The organism is Dehalococcoides mccartyi CG5 (genome assembly GCF_000830885.1).
Classification (GTDB): domain Bacteria; phylum Chloroflexota; class Dehalococcoidia; order Dehalococcoidales; family Dehalococcoidaceae; genus Dehalococcoides; species Dehalococcoides mccartyi_B.
This window is the reverse complement of sequence record NZ_CP006951.1, coordinates 1,207,985-1,226,030: the sequence shown is the minus strand read 5'-3', so window position 1 is coordinate 1,226,030 and position 18,046 is coordinate 1,207,985. Positions and strand designations below refer to the sequence as shown.

Below are 18,046 nucleotides of genomic sequence, written 5' to 3'. Positions count from 1 at the left end.
TTTATTATCCGAGTATCTAATTTTCTTGATATATACGAGGATATCAGATAGGCATGTATTTAGTCAAAAATTAAGCACAAAGTACTACGCCATTTGGACGATGAAATATCCTAACTATAGCGAGGTGTTGCAGCATATAGGAAATAGCACTTTTTAGATCTCTGATTGTGTAGTAAAACAAATCATAAAAGGAGGATTGCCAAGTGAATATATCTCATTCAACATTATCTAGGCGTGACTTTATGAAAGGCCTTGGTCTGGCCGGAGCCGGACTGGGTGCGGTTGCCGCATCAGCACCGGTATTTCATGACGTGGATGAATTAACGTCCTTGGGTTCAAATGTTAATAAATATCCGTGGTATGTTAAAGAGAGGGATTTTAAAAATCCCACAGTAGAAATTGATTGGGATACTCTGGAACGCCCTAATGCCAACAATTTCAAATCTCACCCCAGACCTAGTGCCGCTGATTTTACAGCAGCAGGCGTGGTTGGCGGCAATATGACAGACCTGGAAACCCCTGCCGAAGCATTAGCGCTTTATGATTATTGTGAAAAAGAATTTCCCGGCTGGGACAAGGGTTATGCCGGTGCAGGCGATATCCGTTCTACTGCGCTTGATAATGCTTGTAAATTTATGATGATGGGGCAATGGCCTGCCGAAATATATCAGGGCGGCAAACGCATAAACGTGCGCAATGCTATATTAGCAGCCGGTGGTACCGCCACTTTCAGCTCATTTTTAGGCCCTCAGGCTGCCACTACCATTCGTCCTCAGGACTTTGGTGCTGCTAAATGGCAGGGTACACCGGAGGAGAACTTTAAAACTCTGCGTAATGCCTTCCGTTTCTTAGGCTGTCAGGATGTTGGTTGTGCCGAAATTGACAACGATACTGTTAAATTCTTCCACAAAATAAAGGGCGCCGGCAGCGGCTTCAATACCGGGGAAGCAGGCGGCAAACAGATTGCATTTAAGGATATAGATGAAGCCTATGAAACGGCAGATGAGTATGCCATACCTAACAAATGCAAATATATTATTACTTTTACTGCCCGCCAAAGCTTTGAGGGTACCCGCCGTCAAGCCGGTATTACCGAGAGTTTTTCTGTTTGGTACTGTTACGCCCGTTATGTCAAGATGATCTGCCACATGCAGGAATTTATCCGCGGTTTGGGCTACCAGTGCTTGAATATGAGCGGCTTGTACTTTTCAAATCCCTTATCGGTTATTACCGGTCTCGGCGAACATGGGAGGAGGTCTTCCCCTGCCATTCACCCCAAGAATGGCACTACCAATAGGGCTAATGGCTGGGCACTTTTAACAGATTTGCCTGTAGCACCCACTAACCCCATTGATTTTGGGGCATACAAATTCTGTGAGACCTGCGGTATTTGTGCTGATGCCTGTCCGTTTGGTCTTATCCAGAAGGGTGAGTCAACTTGGGAGAACCCTGCTGCGGCTAAAAATGGATTGGCACAAGGCCAGTTTAAGGGTTGGCGGACCAATAATACAGATTGTCCCCACTGCCCCACTTGTCAGGGTACCTGCCCCTTTAACTCTACCTCGCAATCTTTTATCCATGATATGGTAAAAGCTACTACTACCAATCTTCCCATGTTTAACGGGTTCTTTGCCAACATGGAAAGGTTTATGGAATATGGCCGTAAACCGCAGTGGGAGTTCCGGGATATAGAACAACCCACCTATGGTTTTGATACCACGGCCTAGTAAAGTGAAAGGATAAGAATATGTATTTTATAGGTTTAGCTGTTGGAGCTGTATTTGCCCTGTCTATTTACTGGCTCATCAAGCAAAATAAGAAGATTACCTGGTGGCAATGGCTGATTGCCCTAATCGCTACGATTGCTCTTTTTGCGGCTGTCCAGCACTTCTACGGCTCGCTGGCCGAAAATGATACCAAAGCTGCTTGGGTAGGCATGGGTATCTTTGGCATTATTGCAGTGATTTTAGGAGTGGTTGACTGGCGTCTGATAGCCGGAAACAAAGAAAAAGTTTAATCAAAAGTCTTTCAGGTTCAATAAGCGGGGGATTTAATCCCCCGCTTATTTATTTGTGGAAAACGTAGCTTAGACACTGAGGCAAGAGTTTATCAGATACCTCGAACTCTCTGTCCAAATATTTACGTTCAAATGGCCTCGCCTATTAAGGCCAAGTCACGTTTTTAGCTTTGTTAGAGACGGGGGGAGGGTTGGCTGCGGTCAGAAACACACGGGGACTGGAGTTTGGCTAGTCGTATTCCCTCAATAAAATTTAAACAGTTTAAGTTGCGGGGTATTTAATTAAACTAAAGGGTGCGGCTTAAGCCGCACCCTTTTTATACGTTTTTAAACAAACATCAGGCAAGGATTAACAGTCTGGTTTATGCAAAATGCAAATATCGGTCTACCAGCTTCTGGATTTCATCATTTTTACCGTAGAACCTCTGACTAAGGTCATTGTCATTGTATGACTTCAGAATTTTTGCCAAGCCATCAATTACAGTCGGCGGGAATACGTTGTCCTTCTCGTATATCTGGCGGTCTTTTATAAGGCATTCCGCCGAATCCCAGCAAGAAGAAGGCAATTGGGGGAGCGCCTGCTGGATTTGGTTATTTTCGTCAGCGAAAATATTAACATCAACATAAAGTTTTTTGGCTAACTCTAAGGCATTTTCCATCTCAAGCCCATGCCGGGCGGCAACGGCTAGCCCTGCCATAAGCAGGTGAATATTCGCCGATCCATCCGGGCAACGGAATTCTACTGTTTGGCTGTCGCTGAAGGCGGTGGGCTCGTCTGTTTCCTGCGGATTGGCATCCTTTGCCATATTTCCCACGTTTAACCAGCCTAGAGGCACACGCACCAGAACAGAGCGGTTGCGGTCACCCCAGCATATATTGGTAGGAGATTCCTGGTGGGGTACCAGTCTGAGGAATGAGAGCGGGACAGTGTTTCCAAGGGCAGTTAGTGACGGAGCCAGTCTTAGGTAACCGGCAATGGCCTTGCGTGCTGTTTCGCTGAGACCACCACCGTTAATCAGTGCATTTGTGCCATTATTCATCAATTTGGTATGTACATGCAGGCCGCTTCCAGCGTGGCCAACCAGAATTTTTGGTGCAAATGTTACCACAACCCCGTGTTTGTGCCCCATCATCCGCAGTATCCACTTGGCAATAACCAGCTGGTCGGCGGCGTCTTCAACTGGCACAGGCAGAAATTCTATCTCATTCTGTTCCATCTCGTGCTCTTCGTTAAATATGTGACCAACCTCAGAATGGCCGTATTTTATACGGCCTCCCGCCTTGGCTATTGCCTGCATTGCCTCGTATCTTAAGGTTTCCCACTTGCAGAAAGGGGCTGATTCCTGGTAGCCCTTTTGGGTTGTAGCGGGATACTGGTTTTGTTTATTTGCTATCACGTAGTATTCCAGTTCACCCATAGCTTGAAAAGTCAGGCCGGTGCTTTTCAGCAACGACTGGTTGGCTTTTTTAAGAATATTCTCAGGGGAACTCGGCAGAGGAGTGCCGTCTTTCGTATAGTACGAACATAACAGTTCGAGTGTCGGTGTAGTCGAGAACGGGTTAACAAAAGCAGTTTTGTAGCGAGGAACAATATACAGGTCACTTGAAGCTGAATCAATGTACGAAAAGAGGCTTGAACCGTCAACTCTTTCGCCGGCGGACAATACCCTGTCCAGTTGCGGCTTGCTACTTATTACAAAATTTAAGGTTTTTAAGCGACCGTCACCACCCAGGTGCCGAAAATTAACAGCTTTAATGTTATTGTCTTCTATAAATTTTATCAGGTCTTTTTTAGTGAATTCTTCGGGAGGTTTTCCTAAATGCTGAATTACCGGGTTTGGGTTTAGGGCTATGCTATCATTTACCATATTTCCATTGTTCCTTTTCAGATAATTTTAATGATAATTGCTGTGAAATTTTATTATTGTTCTCTTCTATCACATCTCCTATTAAATCCGATAAGGAGTTGTATATATCACTTTCAGCAATTTGCCGGCTTGATAATGACCTTTTGAACAGTGCTTGAACTTCAAACCGATCTAACCCAAGTTTAGTCATACGTTTCTCCTTTGGAATTTGTCTCGGCAGGATAAAATGTTTAGTACAGCCAGTAAAATTGACAATAAAGGGTTTGCCTATTTTTTACAAACTTCGCGCTGGGTGCATGTGTTTTTGCTCTTTTAATACCCCCTTAGATAAGCATTGTCACTCAGGTGCATAATAGAAATCTTAATCTCAAGAGCTGATTCTGAAGTGTCAATAATTCGCTCTATTGGTCTTGAGCCTGATTTATGTAAACTTATGGCATACGGTATATGAAATTAGAAGAAGGATAAGGAATAGGAAGAATTCCCTGTTCCTCTCTTTTATACATGTACATTTACCCATCATGCCTGCACCGGCAGGAGAGTTCAGAACCTTTGGAAGAGGAAAACAGTCAGGCTGCCTTTGTGGCCAAGCAAGGTGGGGATAAGCCGAAATTTGTTCCAAGACGTATTTTATTGGTTTCGGGCGCCAGTCACTCTCCATCTTTAAATTGACTCTGTTAAGAGTATCTGGTATTCTCCTTATTGAAAATACTGGAATAATACCTATATAATGCCTATAATATATGAGTAATATTGAATGAATCTTCAAGAGAATAATAATTCTCCGGCAGTTTACCCTGTATCGGGCAAGCCTCAGGATACTGGTTCTTGTCTGAAGCCGATTCCGCTAACTGTTGAAGGTCAAACTGATGAAGTTGAAATAGCTTTGCGGGAGCGGGTTAAAGAACTGAACTGCCTGTATGGCATTTTTCAGCTGGCAGAGCGCCACCATTCCTCTTTAAACCGATTCCTGTTTGAGCTTTCCAATTTTCTACCTAATGCCTGGCAGTATCCTGATATCACCAAAGCTAAAATAGTTTTTAGAGGACACTCCTTTTTATCCACCGGTTTTCAGATTAGCAAATGGAACCAATCCTCTCCGGTTTTGTTAAATGGCGAACTGATGGGTGAGTGTACTATTTACTACACCGAGGAGCGCCCTGTTATTTACGAAGGCCCATTCCTTAAAGAGGAACGGATTTTGCTCAATAACGTTGCCGTGCAGATTGGCAATTTAGCTGGACGTATTGCCATAGATGAGGAATTGGAGGAGATTAACCGCCAGCTTAAACTGGAGCGACAGGCGTTACAGGAAGCAAATACGGCTTTGAAGGTTATTTTGTCTCGGGGTGAAGCTGCTCGGCAAGACATATATAATGATATCAACCAGAACGTTGACAAGATATTAAAACCTATTCTCCTGTCATTGGAGGCTCAACTTCCTCCTTCACAGAAGATCTATACCCAGCTGATTCTTTCGAATTTGGAGGGAATAAGTTCCTCCTTTGTGACAAGCCTAACTGGAGTTTGTAACTGCCTGTCACCCGTAGAGATTGCTGTTTCCAATATGATCAAAAACGGGCTAACTACCAAAGAAATTGCCAGTTTGAGGGGTGTTTCGGCCGCTACCATAAACCGTCATCGTGAGAATATCAGGCGCAAGTTTAAAATTATCAATCAAAGTGTCAATCTGTCGACTTTTTTGCAGTCTAATCTGAATATTTTGGAATAACTGATATTATAGCTATTCTTCTGGTTTAGGTTGTTCTTAACGGTTACGGGTCTATAGTATTGTCTAATCAGTTTTGAAGATAAGGATTACTCGAAACCAAATCCTTAGCAGGATATATAGTTTTGTAGCTACACTTGGGGTGTTTAACTTGACTGGTACCTCTGCTTCTGGTCATACAGTATTTCTTCGGAGACCTTACGGGCTTTTCTCCTTTGCTGTATGGGTTGGGCTTATGATACCGAGTATACCCGCTATTATTACCCCGTTTTTACTCAGATATAGAGATAGAGGTCTCTCGGACATCTATACTCCCCGTCCTGATATTTACGTTCGAATGCCCTCGCCTATTAAGGCCAAGTCACGTTTTTAGCTTTGGTGGAGACGGGGGGAGGGTTGGCTGCGGCCTGAACTGCGGATGGAGTTTGTTATTCTTGAGGGCTATATGGCTTTTTGAATGTGAAATCTGTAAGCTATTTGCGCTCTATTTGCTGACACTTTCAGTATAGACATGGTGGGATAGATTTTATACCTCGTCTGTTTTATATTTCCACATAATTTGTAATGAGATTGTGATAAAATAAGAGGGAATTGGAGGCAACCATGGTGGAAACCGTGAATTCTGATAATTTGAAGGGCCTTTGCCATTCTGCAGCAAATGATCAAGGATATTTGATATCTCAAATGAGCCAGCCGGAGCTGGTTTCTTTACTTGATAATACGATATACTCATGGAATCACCGGGAAATTCGCCCGTCACATATTTTATATATTATAGAGCATGTTAACCAAAGGTTGGGAACTCTTGATAAGGCGTATTTGAATGCCGAACCGGTTTCGGTGTGCTATTTTTCAGCACTTCAAACTGTAGGAGCTTTACTGGTTCAGACATATCTGGAGACAAAAGGATTTAAAACTGAACTTCACGGTATAACCGCCAATACCGATTTGGAATTGCTCATTAATAAATGGAATTGTAAAAAGCCGGATAGCATAGTTTTTAGTTTTTCTGCATTTCAGTTTATTTACAGCATTCAATCCTATTCAGATGAATTATTGAAAATAACCGACGATATATTCGCAGGCGGAGTAGTTTTTAATTTGGACGAATCTTTAAAGGATCTTCTACCCAGGTTTGTTTTTCCCGCGGATTTAACTGATTTGGCGAAATTGATTGATGGCAGATATTTATGCAAAAGCAAAAAATCGGAATAATCACCTGTGCTTCGATTCTTGACCAGGTCAAGGCTTGTCCTGTAACCAGCGAACATAAAATATATCCTCTGGCACCCTGCTGCCTGTTTTCCATCTCCCCGGATCTTCTAAAACATATTTTTAATGAGGCTTGCCTTAATAATGACGGGGCGTTGCTTATTTATGGGAACTGTCACCCCAAATTACAGCAGATATTAGCAGGATATGAAGATCGTATCATTAAACTTAAGGGTGATAATTGCTGGGAAATGATGTTGGGTGCAGAGATTGCTCAGGATTATCTGGCAAAGGGCGAATGGCTAGTCAAGAATACACTCTGTACATCTCTTAGAAAAGAAGTATTTGCATCTTATGGAGCCAACAGAGCCGAAGGCAACTTGATTCATAACTGCCACACGAAAAAGATAATCGCATACAAATTTGAACCTGATAGCCCCAGAGAAGAGGAAGTGGCTTCGTTTGCAAAAGCGTTTGATGTGCCCTTTGAGATTAAAGAAGGGGATATTTCAAGTTTCAATGATACATTGCTCCATGGATTAGATAGTGTCAAAGAGTTGATATCTAGAGATATAACCATCGGCGACAAGCGAATACTTGCCAGAAACGAGCTTAAGGAATCTGCCGTAAGCGAAGCATATTTTAAATTGGATGTTGTCAGTAATGAACTGCTCTTTATCAGTCCTCAGATAACCCATTTATTAGGATATACACCTGCTGAGTTTGAATATTTGTATATGTCAGACCACGAAGGCACTATGTATGCAGATAAGGAAACCTATCTGCGGGTATCCGAAGAAAGGTTTACATATTTTTCCAAGTGCTTGATGCGTGGTATTCAGCAGCCGGCTTCTATTGAATATCAGGTCAGACATAAAAATCAGACAAAATTGTGGCTGAGGGAAAGTTTCCAGCCCAAATACGATGATGACGGAACATTTGTTCCTTACTTCACAGGTAAGCTGGAGAATATAACTGTTTGGAAGGAAGCCGAGGACCATCTTCAAAAATCTTATGAAAAAGAGCTTCAACTTAGGGTAGCGCTCGAAAAAGAAGCCCAGAAGCGGATTTATTTTACATGGGCACTTGTCCATGAATTAAGAACACCACTTACCCCTATAATTTTGGCCAGTGATGCATTGCACAGTGTTGCAGTGGATAATAAACTCAAATCACTGGTAAATAATATCAATAACGGTGCCAGCGAACTTAATACCCGTATAAGTGAGTTACTGGATTTGGCTCGGGGTGAAGTGGGTATTTTAAAATTTGTTCATGAGTCATTTGATTTTAATGCTGTTATCCGCGAAATTAGCGAGTTTTTCATGCCTGAAATCAGGTTGCACGAACAGAAGTTTTCAGTTAAATTGGAATCCGGATTACCGGAAGTATCGGGAGACAGAGGCCGGATTAAACAGGTAGTTTCCAATTTGCTTGAAAATGCTATTAAATACTCTGGTAATGGATCTGAAATAAACATACAAACAGCTTTAGCGGGGCAGGAATTTTTGTTTACCATTTCAGATTCAGGTCCTGGTATACCTGAGGATAAGCTTGAAAATATTTTTGATCCTTACAGATGCGGCAACGAACTGCATCCAAGCGGATTAGGTTTGGGGCTTGCCCTTTCAAAGATGATAATTGAGAAACATTCAGGGAAGATATGGGTTAGCAGTGTAAAAAATAGCGGCTGTTCGTTCTCATTTACCTTACCGAAAGTATGAGTGTCATTAATTAATATGAAATTACTGATAATTGAAGACGATCCCCAGATAATAGATGCTATTTCCAGTGTCCTGAAGATAGTTTGGTCAAATATCCGTGTTTTATCTAGTACCAGCGGGAAAGGGGGAATTGAGTTAGTTGAATCTCAGAATCCGGATGCGGTTTTATTGGATCTGGGATTGCCGGATATAGACGGGTTTGATGTGTTAAGGCAAATACGGGCATTTTCTTTAGTCCCGATAATTATCATAACGGTTTGTGAAGATGAAAACATTTTAGTAAAAGCCTTTGAGCTGGATGCGAATGATTATCTGGTAAAACCATTCCGTCAGTTGGAATTGATTGCCCGTTTGAAGGCCTCTATGAAAAAGCGCCGTTTTATGGAAGAAGATTTATCTGTAACCTCTGCCAATATACATTTTGGAAGAACTGTTCAGGAAGTATATGTGAACAATAAAAGGCTGTTTTTAACCCAGACTGAAGGAAGACTTTTGTATCAGCTTGTTTCCAAAGTAGGCAAGGTTATAACCGTAACCGAACTATCGGAGGTGCTTTGGGGAGATTATATACCCGGTGCTTCTGATAATATCAAAAATTATATCTGCCGTCTTCGGCGAAAGATGGAAGAAGATCCTGCCAATCCTAAAATAATACTGAACCATCATGGTATCGGGTACTCTATTCCCGTTTAAATTTGAATCTCCGCATATATCCCCCTGTTTACTAAACAGTTACTATTAAATACTTAACTGGTATGTATTTCTACCCCTTGCGTTACGCCCTGTTTTATATCATTAGAGTACTAAAAATCTAATGGAGGGTGTAATGGTAAAAAGTCATTCAACACTGAACCGCCGCGACTTCATGAAAGCTTTGGGCTTTGTTGGAGCAGGAGTTGGGGCATTGTCAGCTGGTAGCCCTGTCTTCAAGGATTTGGACGAAATGGCCTCTGCAGGTTCCAGTAATAAGAGGGCATGGTGGATTAAAGAGGTTGATACTCCTACCATCGAAATTGATTGGGATATGCTGAAACGCCATGATGCCACTACTATACCTCAAGTTGCGTATGCCAGTTTTGTAGGGAAAGATGTGGCTGCTGCTCAGGGAGCAAAACAGAAAGCAGACCGTAAACAATGGATCGCAGAAGATAAATCTGGTTATACCCTGCGTGATTATGCACTCTTTGATGCGGCTGCTTATGGCTGGCAGGCAGGTTTTTCACATGACTTTCTCGGGGATACTACAGTTACTCCTTATGGCATGGGCAGCCCATCTGATCTCGGTTTGCCTGCTTGGAATGGCAGTCCCGAAGAGACTACCGCTATGATTCGTCAGGCCTTCCGTTTTCTTGGCACAGGCACTATTTCCATAGTAGAACTGAATGAGAATAATAGGAAACTGGTTTACGGCGTAGATTGGGACGGTAAAGCTATTGTTTTTGAAAACGTGGAAAAAGCTTACGAGACGGATAAAAAACGTGTGATACCTGAGAAATGCAGGTATGCAGTTGTGTTTTCTATGCCCATGTCAGAGGAGATGAACAAACGTGCTCCTACATTGCTGGGTGATGCAACAACCGCACTTTCCTATTCATTGAGCACGCTGTTTCAAATACGAGCTCAAAGATTTTTCCGTATGTTAGGCTATCAGGGTCTTGGCAGTTTCACCTATGTAAATAACACCAGTATTAACCCTGCATTGGCTGTTATAAGCGGTATGGGTGAGCAGGGGCGTCTGGGACAGTGTGTTTTCCCTGAATATGGCACTATGGCTAGGTTGGGAAGTGTCATCACAGATTTGCCATTGGTGCCGGATAAACCGATTGATTCCGGTGTCTGGAATTTCTGCAAAACATGTAAACTTTGCGCTTCTCATTGCCCTTCGGGTGCTCTTAATCCGGATGATGTTCCTTCCTGGGATGTGAAATACTCCGGTAATCACCCCGGTAAGAAAGTTTACCATTGTGACGGTATGAATTGTCGCGGTTACTGGTATGACCTGACCAGCCTTTGTTCCATATGTGTTGCTAGCTGTGTCTTTGCAAAGAAAAACAAAGCAGGTATTCATGACATTATTAAAGCTACAACTGCCGTAACACCGGCCTTCAATTCGTTCTTCAGAACTATGGATCAGGCCTTTGGTTACAAGTATTCCAACAGAGATCCGGAATCTTGGTGGGATATAAATGGTGAGCCTATGTTTGGTATTGATTCAAGGTACTAATCTTAGGAGTTTAGTTCGATTGATTTGCTAATATAATATTAGTACAAAATGAGGAGTGATTATATGTGGTTTATCATGGGGACCGTTGTCGGTATCGTAATACTGGGTTTGTTTTGGTTAATAAAACGGAATAACCTATCTCTTACCTGGTATGAATGGGTAATCGGAATAGCAGGCTTTGCACTGATGCTGCTTACTGTTCAGAATTTTATAGGAAGCTTTCTGGAATATGAACCTAGAGCGGCTTATATGTTCCTGTTGGTTACCGGATTACCATCACTTGTTCTGCTGGGAGTAGCCTGGCAGTTGGCTGCTAGAAGGGTAAAGAAAGCCTAAGCAGAGTTTATAAATCATGCTGAAGCGGAGGATTATGTCCTCCGCTTTTTTATTTTCTTCAGGCTTAGTAAAACGCCCATGGATTTTTAACGTAATTGCAGTGTACCTTCGGTTAAATGCACCCCAATATTCCTCCCTTGAGCTTATATTGCATGTGTCACTAAATACTTATTAGTTAAAAATAGTACATATTTGTCTAAAATTCTAAGCATAATGGCTTAGTTAAAATACGCTATTTGGCTGATATAGTAATAGAATAAAGTCATTATAATAAAGATAGTAAACAACTACATAATACTAAAGAAATAATAGGTTGAACACAGGTACAAAAAAGATTTCACTGGATAGTATACAGGGATATTTGAGATTCTACTGCTAGAGAGGTCAAGTTGGTATTTGGTTTTTGTACAGGACCTTTGGTTGTGGTGGTTGATTAGTAGGTTTGAGTAAAATCTGAAAACTCTTAGTCAATATGGATTTTGCCTATAGTAGGCAAGTATTCCCCCTTGCTTATTTTTCAGTCATGCGGAAAATCAAAAAACAGCTTACGCCTTGGTTTGTTTCTGATTAAGCAAATATTTAACAAAGAGATTAGTTAACGATTATACACACATATACAGCCATATCCCTTAATAAAAGGTCTGATAGATATAACTGAAGTGAGGAGGTGATCATCTGGCAATTGGCGTTCGGGAAAGACCGAATGGCTCTTTAGAAAGACCTTGGAACCATATTTAAAAAGGAGAACCAAATGAGTAAGTTTCACTCAATGGTAAGCCGCCGTGATTTCATGAAAGCCATTGGTATGGCTGGAGCAGGTGTTGGTGCTGTAGCAGCCACTACTCCCGTCTTCCATGATTTGGACGAGCTTATGTCATCCTCTTCGGTAACACCGGCCAAGCGTCCCTGGTGGGTCAAGGAGCGTGAGCTTTTTAACCCTACCTCTGAAATTGATTGGGACTTGATGCAGCGCTTTGACAGGAAGAATGAGGCTCATTCCCGCCGTATTGCTACCATGTACAGGTCTGTTGAAACTATTGATGCGGCCGCAGTTACCCAGAAAAAGATAGATGCAGATCGTATAGCCAAACAAACCCCTGGTTTTGATACTAAATATCAGGCTCTTAAAGCCGGATACAGCGGCAGTACGGAATCACCTGCCTGGGCTTATCCTGGTATCGTAGATGAGGCTGACTGGGCCAAGACCCCTGAGGAACTGGGTATGCCCAAATGGTCGGGTACTCCGGAGGAAAATTCCCGGTTGCTGTACGCCGCCTTGCGGTATTACGGTGCCATGTTTATCGGTTATGCCGAAGTGGAAGACAAATGGCGGAATAAACTTTTCGTGAAAACAACCACTGATGCTGTACGAAATTGGACATGGACCCCCCAGAATCCTGATCCGCCGGAATCTGATGAATTACGCTATGTCTATGAAAATGTTGATCAGCCTTATTCCGAACTGCGAAAAGGAAGTACCGGCAGAAGTGCCGGCAAACATGTTATTCCTTCTAAACCTCTTTGGCTGATAACCATTGCCACCGGTGCTTGTATGGAAGCTACCAAGACACTTGATTCCACTATAAGTAAATCCAACAGCAGTACCGCTGATAATGGGCATGAAGCCCTAAAGGTACGCACCTTTAACTTTGTGCGGGCTCTGGGTGGTTGGAGAGCTTTCGGAGACGGCGGTCACCAGACTTCCGAATCCAACTTCAGTGCTGCCATGATCTTAACCGGTCTAGCTGAAAATTCACGTCAGGGCAACTATTGTCTTACTCCTGAAACCGGTCCTAACCATATTCCCTTTACCATGCTGACCGATTTCCCCTTAGTACCTACTAAGCCCATTGATGCCGGTCTGTTCCGCTTCTGCCACTCCTGCAAGAAGTGTGCAGATGCCTGTCCGTCACAGTCCATCTCTCATGCAGATGAACCTTCTTGGGATGTACCAGACGTAGACGGCAAACCCAGAGTATTCTGCAATCCCGGTCACAAAGGCTTCTGGCCTGACATGGCGGGTTGTAACTACTACTCCAAGGGTGGCGGTACCAGCGGCTGCTGGGTGTGCTATGCCAACTGCACCTTCAGTGAAGACAAAGCCGCCATGATGCATAACATTATCCGCGGTACTGTCTCTACCACCAGTTTGTTCAATGGCTTCTTCTCCAGTATGAGTAACACCTTTGGTTACGGACCTTATGAATCACCAGAGGTATGGTGGGATATGTCCCTACCGGCCTATGGCTTTGATAGTACTATTGGTGCCGCCAAGGGCGGTTACAGCAAATAAACGGGAGGTAATTAGATATGTGGTTTTTCATCGCCCTGATTGCTGGCGCTGGAATTATGGGTTTGGCCTGGTTGCTGAAAATCAAAGGCGTCAAACTCACCTGGTATGAATGGCTTTTGGGCATTGTGGGCTTTTTCCTGGTGCTTATGACCATTCAAAACTATTTCGGTTCTGTGGCCGAATATGAGCAGGAAGCGGCCAATATGTTCCTGCTGGTACTGGGTTTGCCCGCAGTTGTGCTACTGGCACTGGCCTGGTCTTTGGCTTGGCGCAGACGCTCAGCCACTTAAACGGGTGTTTAACAGTCTCCCCTGAAGCCGTTAAAAAGCCTCAGGGGAGACACTGGGTAACACACAAAATGATATGGCAATCAGATTTAGATCTTCATATAAAATCAGTGAGGGAATATGTACACAATGAATAAACCTCTACGGATGGATAGAGGAATTGATATTGGCATTCTTAAGTCAGAGCTGAAAAAGTATCTGACTGAAGAAGAACACAAACACAAGGGCAACATAGTTGGTAGTCAGAAGGTCTGTAAGCAGTGCGGGTTTTGTTGCCTTAGACAGCCCTGCGTACCTACCCCTAACGAATTTAACAAGGTTGCTAGTTATTTGAATATGACCCCTTTGGAGCTTGCCAGCAGGTATGCCGTAGTAAACGAAAGTGAAAAAGGTTTTTATATGTTATGGGCCAGGGAAACCCAAGCTGATATGGTAGGCAAATATTTACCTTTCCACCGTACTTATGACCGGGGGTACTGCATATTCTTTGATAAGGATATCCACGCTTGCATGATACATGATGTACGTCCCAGAACTGCCAAAGACACCAAATGCTGGGAAAAGAAGAAAAAAGATTTTAATGCAAACTGGACGCTTGAGCAAGTAAGAGCCGTTTTGCCGAATTTTAATCCTGATTGTGGCGGCCTGTATGTAGTGAATCAAAATGGAAAACTTGAGATGGTTTATATCTAGCACGATGGGCTTGATTTCATAGTTGAGGAATGCAGGTAAAAGTGATGACGAATATTTATCATATTTCTTATACACCGGAAACCAAGGAGATATCCCTGTTCTTCTGGGGGTGTAATTTTAATTGTCTTGGTTGTTTGTGCAAAAAAGAAACCCACAATTTTCTGCTGTCAGAACACTTACATCTGCCATTTGAAGAACCAACCGTGATTGCAGATTCCCCTGAACAATTTATCAGCTTTGAAGATCTCATAAAAACGCTGGATAAACTGGAAATAAAGAAAGTTTTGCTGGAAGGGCAGGAAGCCTCGCTTGACCCGCTGTATCCTCAAATTACCCAAGCCCTTCACAAAAGATATAGTAGTTACAATACCCTGTGCAGCAATATTTATAGCCTGCCTTCACTAAAGGATACTGATGAAATAGCCATCGGTCTCAAAGCTGTAACAGACAGCATTCATAAAGAGTATACCGGTAAATCAAACAGACAGGTTTTGGCAAATTTTATCAGTCTTAATCAGGCCGGTCTAAAATCATCAGTGGCTTCGGTATTTATTCCAGGTTTTATAGATATTGCTGAAACTGAGAACATTGCAGAATTTATTGCTCAGGTAAATAAGGATATTCCCTATCACATACTTCCATATTTCAAGTCTGGTTTTAATCCGTGGCGGCACCCTACCCATGAGGAAATGGAAGCTGCTGAGAAGACAGCCCGGAAACATCTTGGGAAAGTCCATAGTTGGAAAGGAGACGAGGAAATGAAATATGAGGTGGTAAAGATATTTTGACGAACATATATCATATTTACTATACGCCTGAATCCAAAGAAGTATCCCTGATGTTTTGGGGCTGCAATATACGTTGCCGGGGCTGTTACTGCAAAAGGAGAATATACAGCCCTATGCTCAAGGATTTTGTTGGACAGCATGTAAATGATGATCCTGGTCTGGCCGCTCCCCCGGAAAGATTCCTGAGTCTACACGAGGTTATGCAGGAACTGGATAAACTGGATTTTGAAAGGGTACTGCTGGAAGGGCAGGAAGCCTCATTGGATCCTGAGTATGCGGCAATAACCGAAATGCTCCACAAACGGTATGGGACTTACAATGTGCTCTTGACGAATTGTTATGAACTACCGGATTTGAAGGATACGGACAAAGTAGCCTTTGGTATCAAAGCTGTCAGCCCGGAGTTGCATCTGGATTACACCGATGTTCCCAACCAGCAGATTTTGCAAAATTTCTATGATGTATACAAGAGCGGTATAGACTTGGTAGTTGAATCCATTTATATACCTGGCTATATTGACTATCACGAAACAGAAAACATGGCCAAATTCCTTAGCAGCATAAACAAAGACATACCATATGTTCTGCTGCCGTATTTTAAAGCGGGCAATAATGTCTGGCGGCGGCCTACCCCTATGGAGATGGAAAATGCTGCTGAAGTGGCCAAAAAATACATGAGCAATGTATACCACTTTCGGGGTGATGAAGAAATAAAGCAAGAGGTATTAAGTGTCTTTCCGGAAGAAGGCAGCCTAACCTTTGGCAAGCCGACGCCTTTAGTTGGAAGTTTGGGATACAAACATGGGTGGAGGCCTGATTTACAGGAGAAGGTGCTGATTCAAGGAGTAGTATAGGATAAATACGCGGTATTAATATCCTTCCGGTTCTTTATTTCTCCGTTTCCATCCTGTAGCTATAGCTACAGGATGGAAACGGTACTGGTTTACATACAGATTGCCCTCTTCAGTTTTGCAAAATTAAAAGGCCGCTTGCTGCGGTAAGGCAAAGGCAAATTCTAACTGCAAAAGCGGCCTTTATTCTGAAGAGTGGTCAGTCAGAAAAGTAATTGTGTTTATTGATGTACGCTGTTTTAAAGGTGATGGCGGCCTCGGTAAAAATAATATTACCATCTCCACACCTTAGCCACACCTATGTCGGTATACTTCTTATTCCAACTATAGAAAGTCTGTTTGGCAATGCCCATCTTACGGCAGATCTCAAGAACTGGCGTCCCCGTTTCAGCCTGCCTCATGGCGAAGGCTACCGGGCTGGGCAAGGCCAGGTATATACTCAATACTCATATTCCCCCCGAACTCTGGGACTTTATGCATGACAACTCGGCAGACTGGCAAACAGCCTACTCGGTAGTACTGGAAGAAGTCCTCAAAAGATACGATACAGACCTGGATAATGTCTCATTCCTGTCCACCGGGGTAGACCAGGATAATATAGCCTGGGCGGAAGAAACCTATGAGGAATTCTGGGTGCTGGCCTTTGCCACCGCCGGGGTTAAGACCAATGCCATGCGGATAGGCTGTGACGAAGCCAGCGGCATAGAGCGTAACGGCAAGTTTGAGAAGATAGGCACGATTAATGTTATCCTGCTGACCGGCTCAAGCCTTGAGACACCCACCCTTGCATCTTCGTATATAACCCTGACCGAGGCCAAGAACGTAGCCTTGCAGGAGCTGGATATACGGAGTGCAGTCCACCCTGACTGGCAGGCAACCGGCACGGGTACAGACCAAATAATTACTGTATCAGGTACAGGGGGCAAATACACTTATGTAGGCGGGCATACCAAACTGGGTGAGATGATGGCCAGAGCGATCACCAGAGCCGTCAAACAGGCTATCAGGAACTGCTGGGGGTACTAAAGGAGTGGGCTAGCGAATGTGAAAATCAGAGTTTTGCTATCACTATAGAACACCAGTTGGTAAAGCCAGGGTATAAACAAGCAGAATTTATCAGAGGTCATTTGAATTGAAATGGATACTCAATTATATCTGTTATTCGTATTTAAAGGGTGTTAGATTTTTTCTCTTCGCTGCAGAAACAATTGAATAATCACGTAACCGGGATATCGATTCTAACAACCCAATCCCATCTTCTTCAGGGATATCTCCCATAATGTCCTTAAATAATTCTTGGCAGATCTTAATAGCCTTTGGGTAGAGTTCCCTTGATTTATCAGTCAGAGAAACCCTTACCATATTTTTTTTAGCTAAATCCTTTGTTTTTAATATGAACCCTTCACGTTCCATACGGCTAAGCAGTGCCGAAATGGAATGGGGTTCATATACGAATCGCTTTGAGAGCCTGTATGGAGTAGATTCTCCGCCCAGATATACTAACTCATGGATAACTGCCCATTTTTCCCGGGTCAAACCGATTTTCCTGAGTTCTTGAGAAAATGATTGCCCTACTATATGTTCAATCTGGGTTATCATTATCCAGAGCAGATGATGCTTCGTTAAATGACTGGATTTATCCATGTTATCTTCCCAATGAATTTTAATCATCTGATAATTCCTAACCGCTATATATTATCATAGAACATACATTTTATATAACTTTTGCTCACTTATTTGTGCGTGTCTAGCCCAGATATGAGACCAAGTTGAGATTGAAACTGTTTTATTTCATCTAATCCAGTCTGATATCTTGGGTCAGGTGAATCCTTCGTCTTCGGGGGGTCTTTGTTAGATTAATCCGAAAGCATACTCATTAATATTCACCGTACCAAATTTAAAAGGTATTGACATCCGTATTTGCAGGCCATAAACTATCAATATAAAGATAGTCTTAGTAGATAATCTCATTATATACTATTAATAGCTGATTATAAATACCGGAGGTGGGAAAATTAAAATAG

At 42.8% G+C, this 18,046-nt stretch carries 18 protein-coding genes; 14 read left to right on the top strand and 4 right to left on the bottom strand.

The features are described 5' to 3' along the window. The first annotated feature begins 203 nt into the window (after window positions 1–203). Complete coding sequence (locus X794_RS06535) at window positions 204–1,727, top strand: reductive dehalogenase (protein WP_041344592.1); 1,524 nt, start codon at window positions 204–206, stop codon at window positions 1,725–1,727. A 20-nt stretch (window positions 1,728–1,747) separates the two neighbouring features. Next, window positions 1,748–2,017, top strand: coding sequence for a hypothetical protein (locus X794_RS06530; RefSeq protein ID WP_011309916.1), 270 nt, complete (start codon window positions 1,748–1,750; stop codon window positions 2,015–2,017). Window positions 2,018–2,379: 362 nt separating this feature from the next. Here X794_RS06530 and X794_RS06525 read toward each other — a convergent pair whose 3' ends face one another. Then, complete coding sequence (locus X794_RS06525) at window positions 2,380–3,885, bottom strand: glutamine synthetase family protein (protein ID WP_011309935.1); 1,506 nt, start codon at window positions 3,883–3,885, stop codon at window positions 2,380–2,382. Next, window positions 3,875–4,075, bottom strand: coding sequence for a hypothetical protein (locus X794_RS06520; RefSeq protein ID WP_012984537.1), 201 nt, complete (start codon window positions 4,073–4,075; stop codon window positions 3,875–3,877). The genes X794_RS06525 and X794_RS06520 overlap by 11 nt, the downstream gene beginning before the upstream one ends. Before the next feature lie 567 nt (window positions 4,076–4,642). Between X794_RS06520 and X794_RS06515 the strand changes: the two genes are divergently transcribed. From X794_RS06515 to X794_RS06465, 11 genes are all read left to right on the top strand, one after another. Continuing rightward, window positions 4,643–5,617, top strand: coding sequence for a helix-turn-helix transcriptional regulator (locus X794_RS06515; RefSeq protein ID WP_011309933.1), 975 nt, complete (start codon window positions 4,643–4,645; stop codon window positions 5,615–5,617). 600 nt (window positions 5,618–6,217) lie between these two features. Then, window positions 6,218–6,829 (top strand): hypothetical protein, encoded by a 612-nt coding sequence (locus X794_RS06510; protein ID WP_012984536.1) that lies wholly within the window; start codon window positions 6,218–6,220, stop codon window positions 6,827–6,829. Further along, window positions 6,805–8,550 carry an ATP-binding protein gene (locus tag X794_RS06505; protein ID WP_034376052.1) on the top strand — a complete coding sequence of 582 codons (1,746 nt, stop codon included), beginning with the start codon at window positions 6,805–6,807 and terminating at the stop codon, window positions 8,548–8,550. The genes X794_RS06510 and X794_RS06505 overlap by 25 nt, the downstream gene beginning before the upstream one ends. Before the next feature lie 15 nt (window positions 8,551–8,565). Beyond that, window positions 8,566–9,243, top strand: a complete 678-nt coding sequence (locus X794_RS06500) for a response regulator transcription factor (protein ID WP_015407286.1) — start codon at window positions 8,566–8,568, stop codon at window positions 9,241–9,243. Window positions 9,244–9,376: 133 nt separating this feature from the next. Then, window positions 9,377–10,774, top strand: a complete 1,398-nt coding sequence (locus tag X794_RS06495; protein WP_011309929.1) for a reductive dehalogenase — start codon at window positions 9,377–9,379, stop codon at window positions 10,772–10,774. 63 nt (window positions 10,775–10,837) lie between these two features. Beyond that, on the top strand, window positions 10,838–11,110 hold the full coding sequence (locus tag X794_RS06490) for a hypothetical protein (protein WP_012984534.1): 273 nt from the start codon (window positions 10,838–10,840) through the stop codon (window positions 11,108–11,110). Between the two features lie 751 nt (window positions 11,111–11,861). Then, the gene (locus X794_RS06485) at window positions 11,862–13,403 is read left to right on the top strand and encodes a reductive dehalogenase (protein ID WP_011309926.1); all 1,542 of its coding nucleotides are present in this window, start codon (window positions 11,862–11,864) and stop codon (window positions 13,401–13,403) included. Window positions 13,404–13,420: 17 nt separating this feature from the next. After that, complete coding sequence (locus X794_RS06480) at window positions 13,421–13,693, top strand: hypothetical protein (protein WP_011309925.1); 273 nt, start codon at window positions 13,421–13,423, stop codon at window positions 13,691–13,693. A gap of 126 nt (window positions 13,694–13,819) precedes the next feature. Then, window positions 13,820–14,383: a YkgJ family cysteine cluster protein gene (locus X794_RS06475; RefSeq protein WP_227028526.1), complete on the top strand. Its 564-nt coding sequence runs from the start codon at window positions 13,820–13,822 to the stop codon at window positions 14,381–14,383. Between the two features lie 44 nt (window positions 14,384–14,427). Beyond that, window positions 14,428–15,171 carry a radical SAM protein gene (locus X794_RS06470; RefSeq protein WP_012984533.1) on the top strand — a complete coding sequence of 248 codons (744 nt, stop codon included), beginning with the start codon at window positions 14,428–14,430 and terminating at the stop codon, window positions 15,169–15,171. 50 nt (window positions 15,172–15,221) lie between these two features. After that, complete coding sequence (locus X794_RS06465) at window positions 15,222–16,025, top strand: radical SAM protein (RefSeq protein WP_228384739.1); 804 nt, start codon at window positions 15,222–15,224, stop codon at window positions 16,023–16,025. 269 nt (window positions 16,026–16,294) lie between these two features. Here the strand turns inward: X794_RS06465 and X794_RS07550 are convergent, their stop codons facing one another. Further along, the gene (locus X794_RS07550; RefSeq protein WP_078983132.1) at window positions 16,295–16,423 is read right to left on the bottom strand and encodes a transposase; all 129 of its coding nucleotides are present in this window, start codon (window positions 16,421–16,423) and stop codon (window positions 16,295–16,297) included. Between X794_RS07550 and X794_RS06460 the strand changes: the two genes are divergently transcribed. Beyond that, window positions 16,422–17,048, top strand: coding sequence for an adenosylcobinamide amidohydrolase (locus tag X794_RS06460; RefSeq protein WP_231097496.1), 627 nt, complete (start codon window positions 16,422–16,424; stop codon window positions 17,046–17,048). The genes X794_RS07550 and X794_RS06460 overlap by 2 nt on opposite strands. 132 nt (window positions 17,049–17,180) lie before the next feature. Here X794_RS06460 and X794_RS06455 read toward each other — a convergent pair whose 3' ends face one another. Continuing rightward, on the bottom strand, window positions 17,181–17,693 hold the full coding sequence (locus X794_RS06455; RefSeq protein ID WP_011309920.1) for a MarR family winged helix-turn-helix transcriptional regulator: 513 nt from the start codon (window positions 17,691–17,693) through the stop codon (window positions 17,181–17,183). Between the last annotated feature and the right edge of the window lie 353 nt (window positions 17,694–18,046).

Coding starts and splice junctions, on each gene's coding strand:
- X794_RS06530 (WP_011309916.1), top strand. CDS start 1,748: ATGTATTTTATAGGTTTAGCTGTTGGAGCTGTATTTGCCCTGTCTATT.
- X794_RS06525 (WP_011309935.1), bottom strand. CDS start 3,885: ATGGTAAATGATAGCATAGCCCTAAACCCAAACCCGGTAATTCAGCAT.
- X794_RS06520 (WP_012984537.1), bottom strand. CDS start 4,075: ATGACTAAACTTGGGTTAGATCGGTTTGAAGTTCAAGCACTGTTCAAA.
- X794_RS06515 (WP_011309933.1), top strand. CDS start 4,643: ATGAATCTTCAAGAGAATAATAATTCTCCGGCAGTTTACCCTGTATCG.
- X794_RS06510 (WP_012984536.1), top strand. CDS start 6,218: ATGGTGGAAACCGTGAATTCTGATAATTTGAAGGGCCTTTGCCATTCT.
- X794_RS06505 (WP_034376052.1), top strand. CDS start 6,805: ATGCAAAAGCAAAAAATCGGAATAATCACCTGTGCTTCGATTCTTGAC.
- X794_RS06500 (WP_015407286.1), top strand. CDS start 8,566: ATGAAATTACTGATAATTGAAGACGATCCCCAGATAATAGATGCTATT.
- X794_RS06495 (WP_011309929.1), top strand. CDS start 9,377: ATGGTAAAAAGTCATTCAACACTGAACCGCCGCGACTTCATGAAAGCT.
- X794_RS06490 (WP_012984534.1), top strand. CDS start 10,838: ATGTGGTTTATCATGGGGACCGTTGTCGGTATCGTAATACTGGGTTTG.
- X794_RS06485 (WP_011309926.1), top strand. CDS start 11,862: ATGAGTAAGTTTCACTCAATGGTAAGCCGCCGTGATTTCATGAAAGCC.
- X794_RS06480 (WP_011309925.1), top strand. CDS start 13,421: ATGTGGTTTTTCATCGCCCTGATTGCTGGCGCTGGAATTATGGGTTTG.
- X794_RS06475 (WP_227028526.1), top strand. CDS start 13,820: ATGAATAAACCTCTACGGATGGATAGAGGAATTGATATTGGCATTCTT.
- X794_RS06470 (WP_012984533.1), top strand. CDS start 14,428: ATGACGAATATTTATCATATTTCTTATACACCGGAAACCAAGGAGATA.
- X794_RS06465 (WP_228384739.1), top strand. CDS start 15,222: ATGTTTTGGGGCTGCAATATACGTTGCCGGGGCTGTTACTGCAAAAGG.
- X794_RS06460 (WP_231097496.1), top strand. CDS start 16,422: ATGGCGAAGGCTACCGGGCTGGGCAAGGCCAGGTATATACTCAATACT.
- X794_RS07550 (WP_078983132.1), bottom strand. CDS start 16,423: ATGAGGCAGGCTGAAACGGGGACGCCAGTTCTTGAGATCTGCCGTAAG.
- X794_RS06455 (WP_011309920.1), bottom strand. CDS start 17,693: ATGATTAAAATTCATTGGGAAGATAACATGGATAAATCCAGTCATTTA.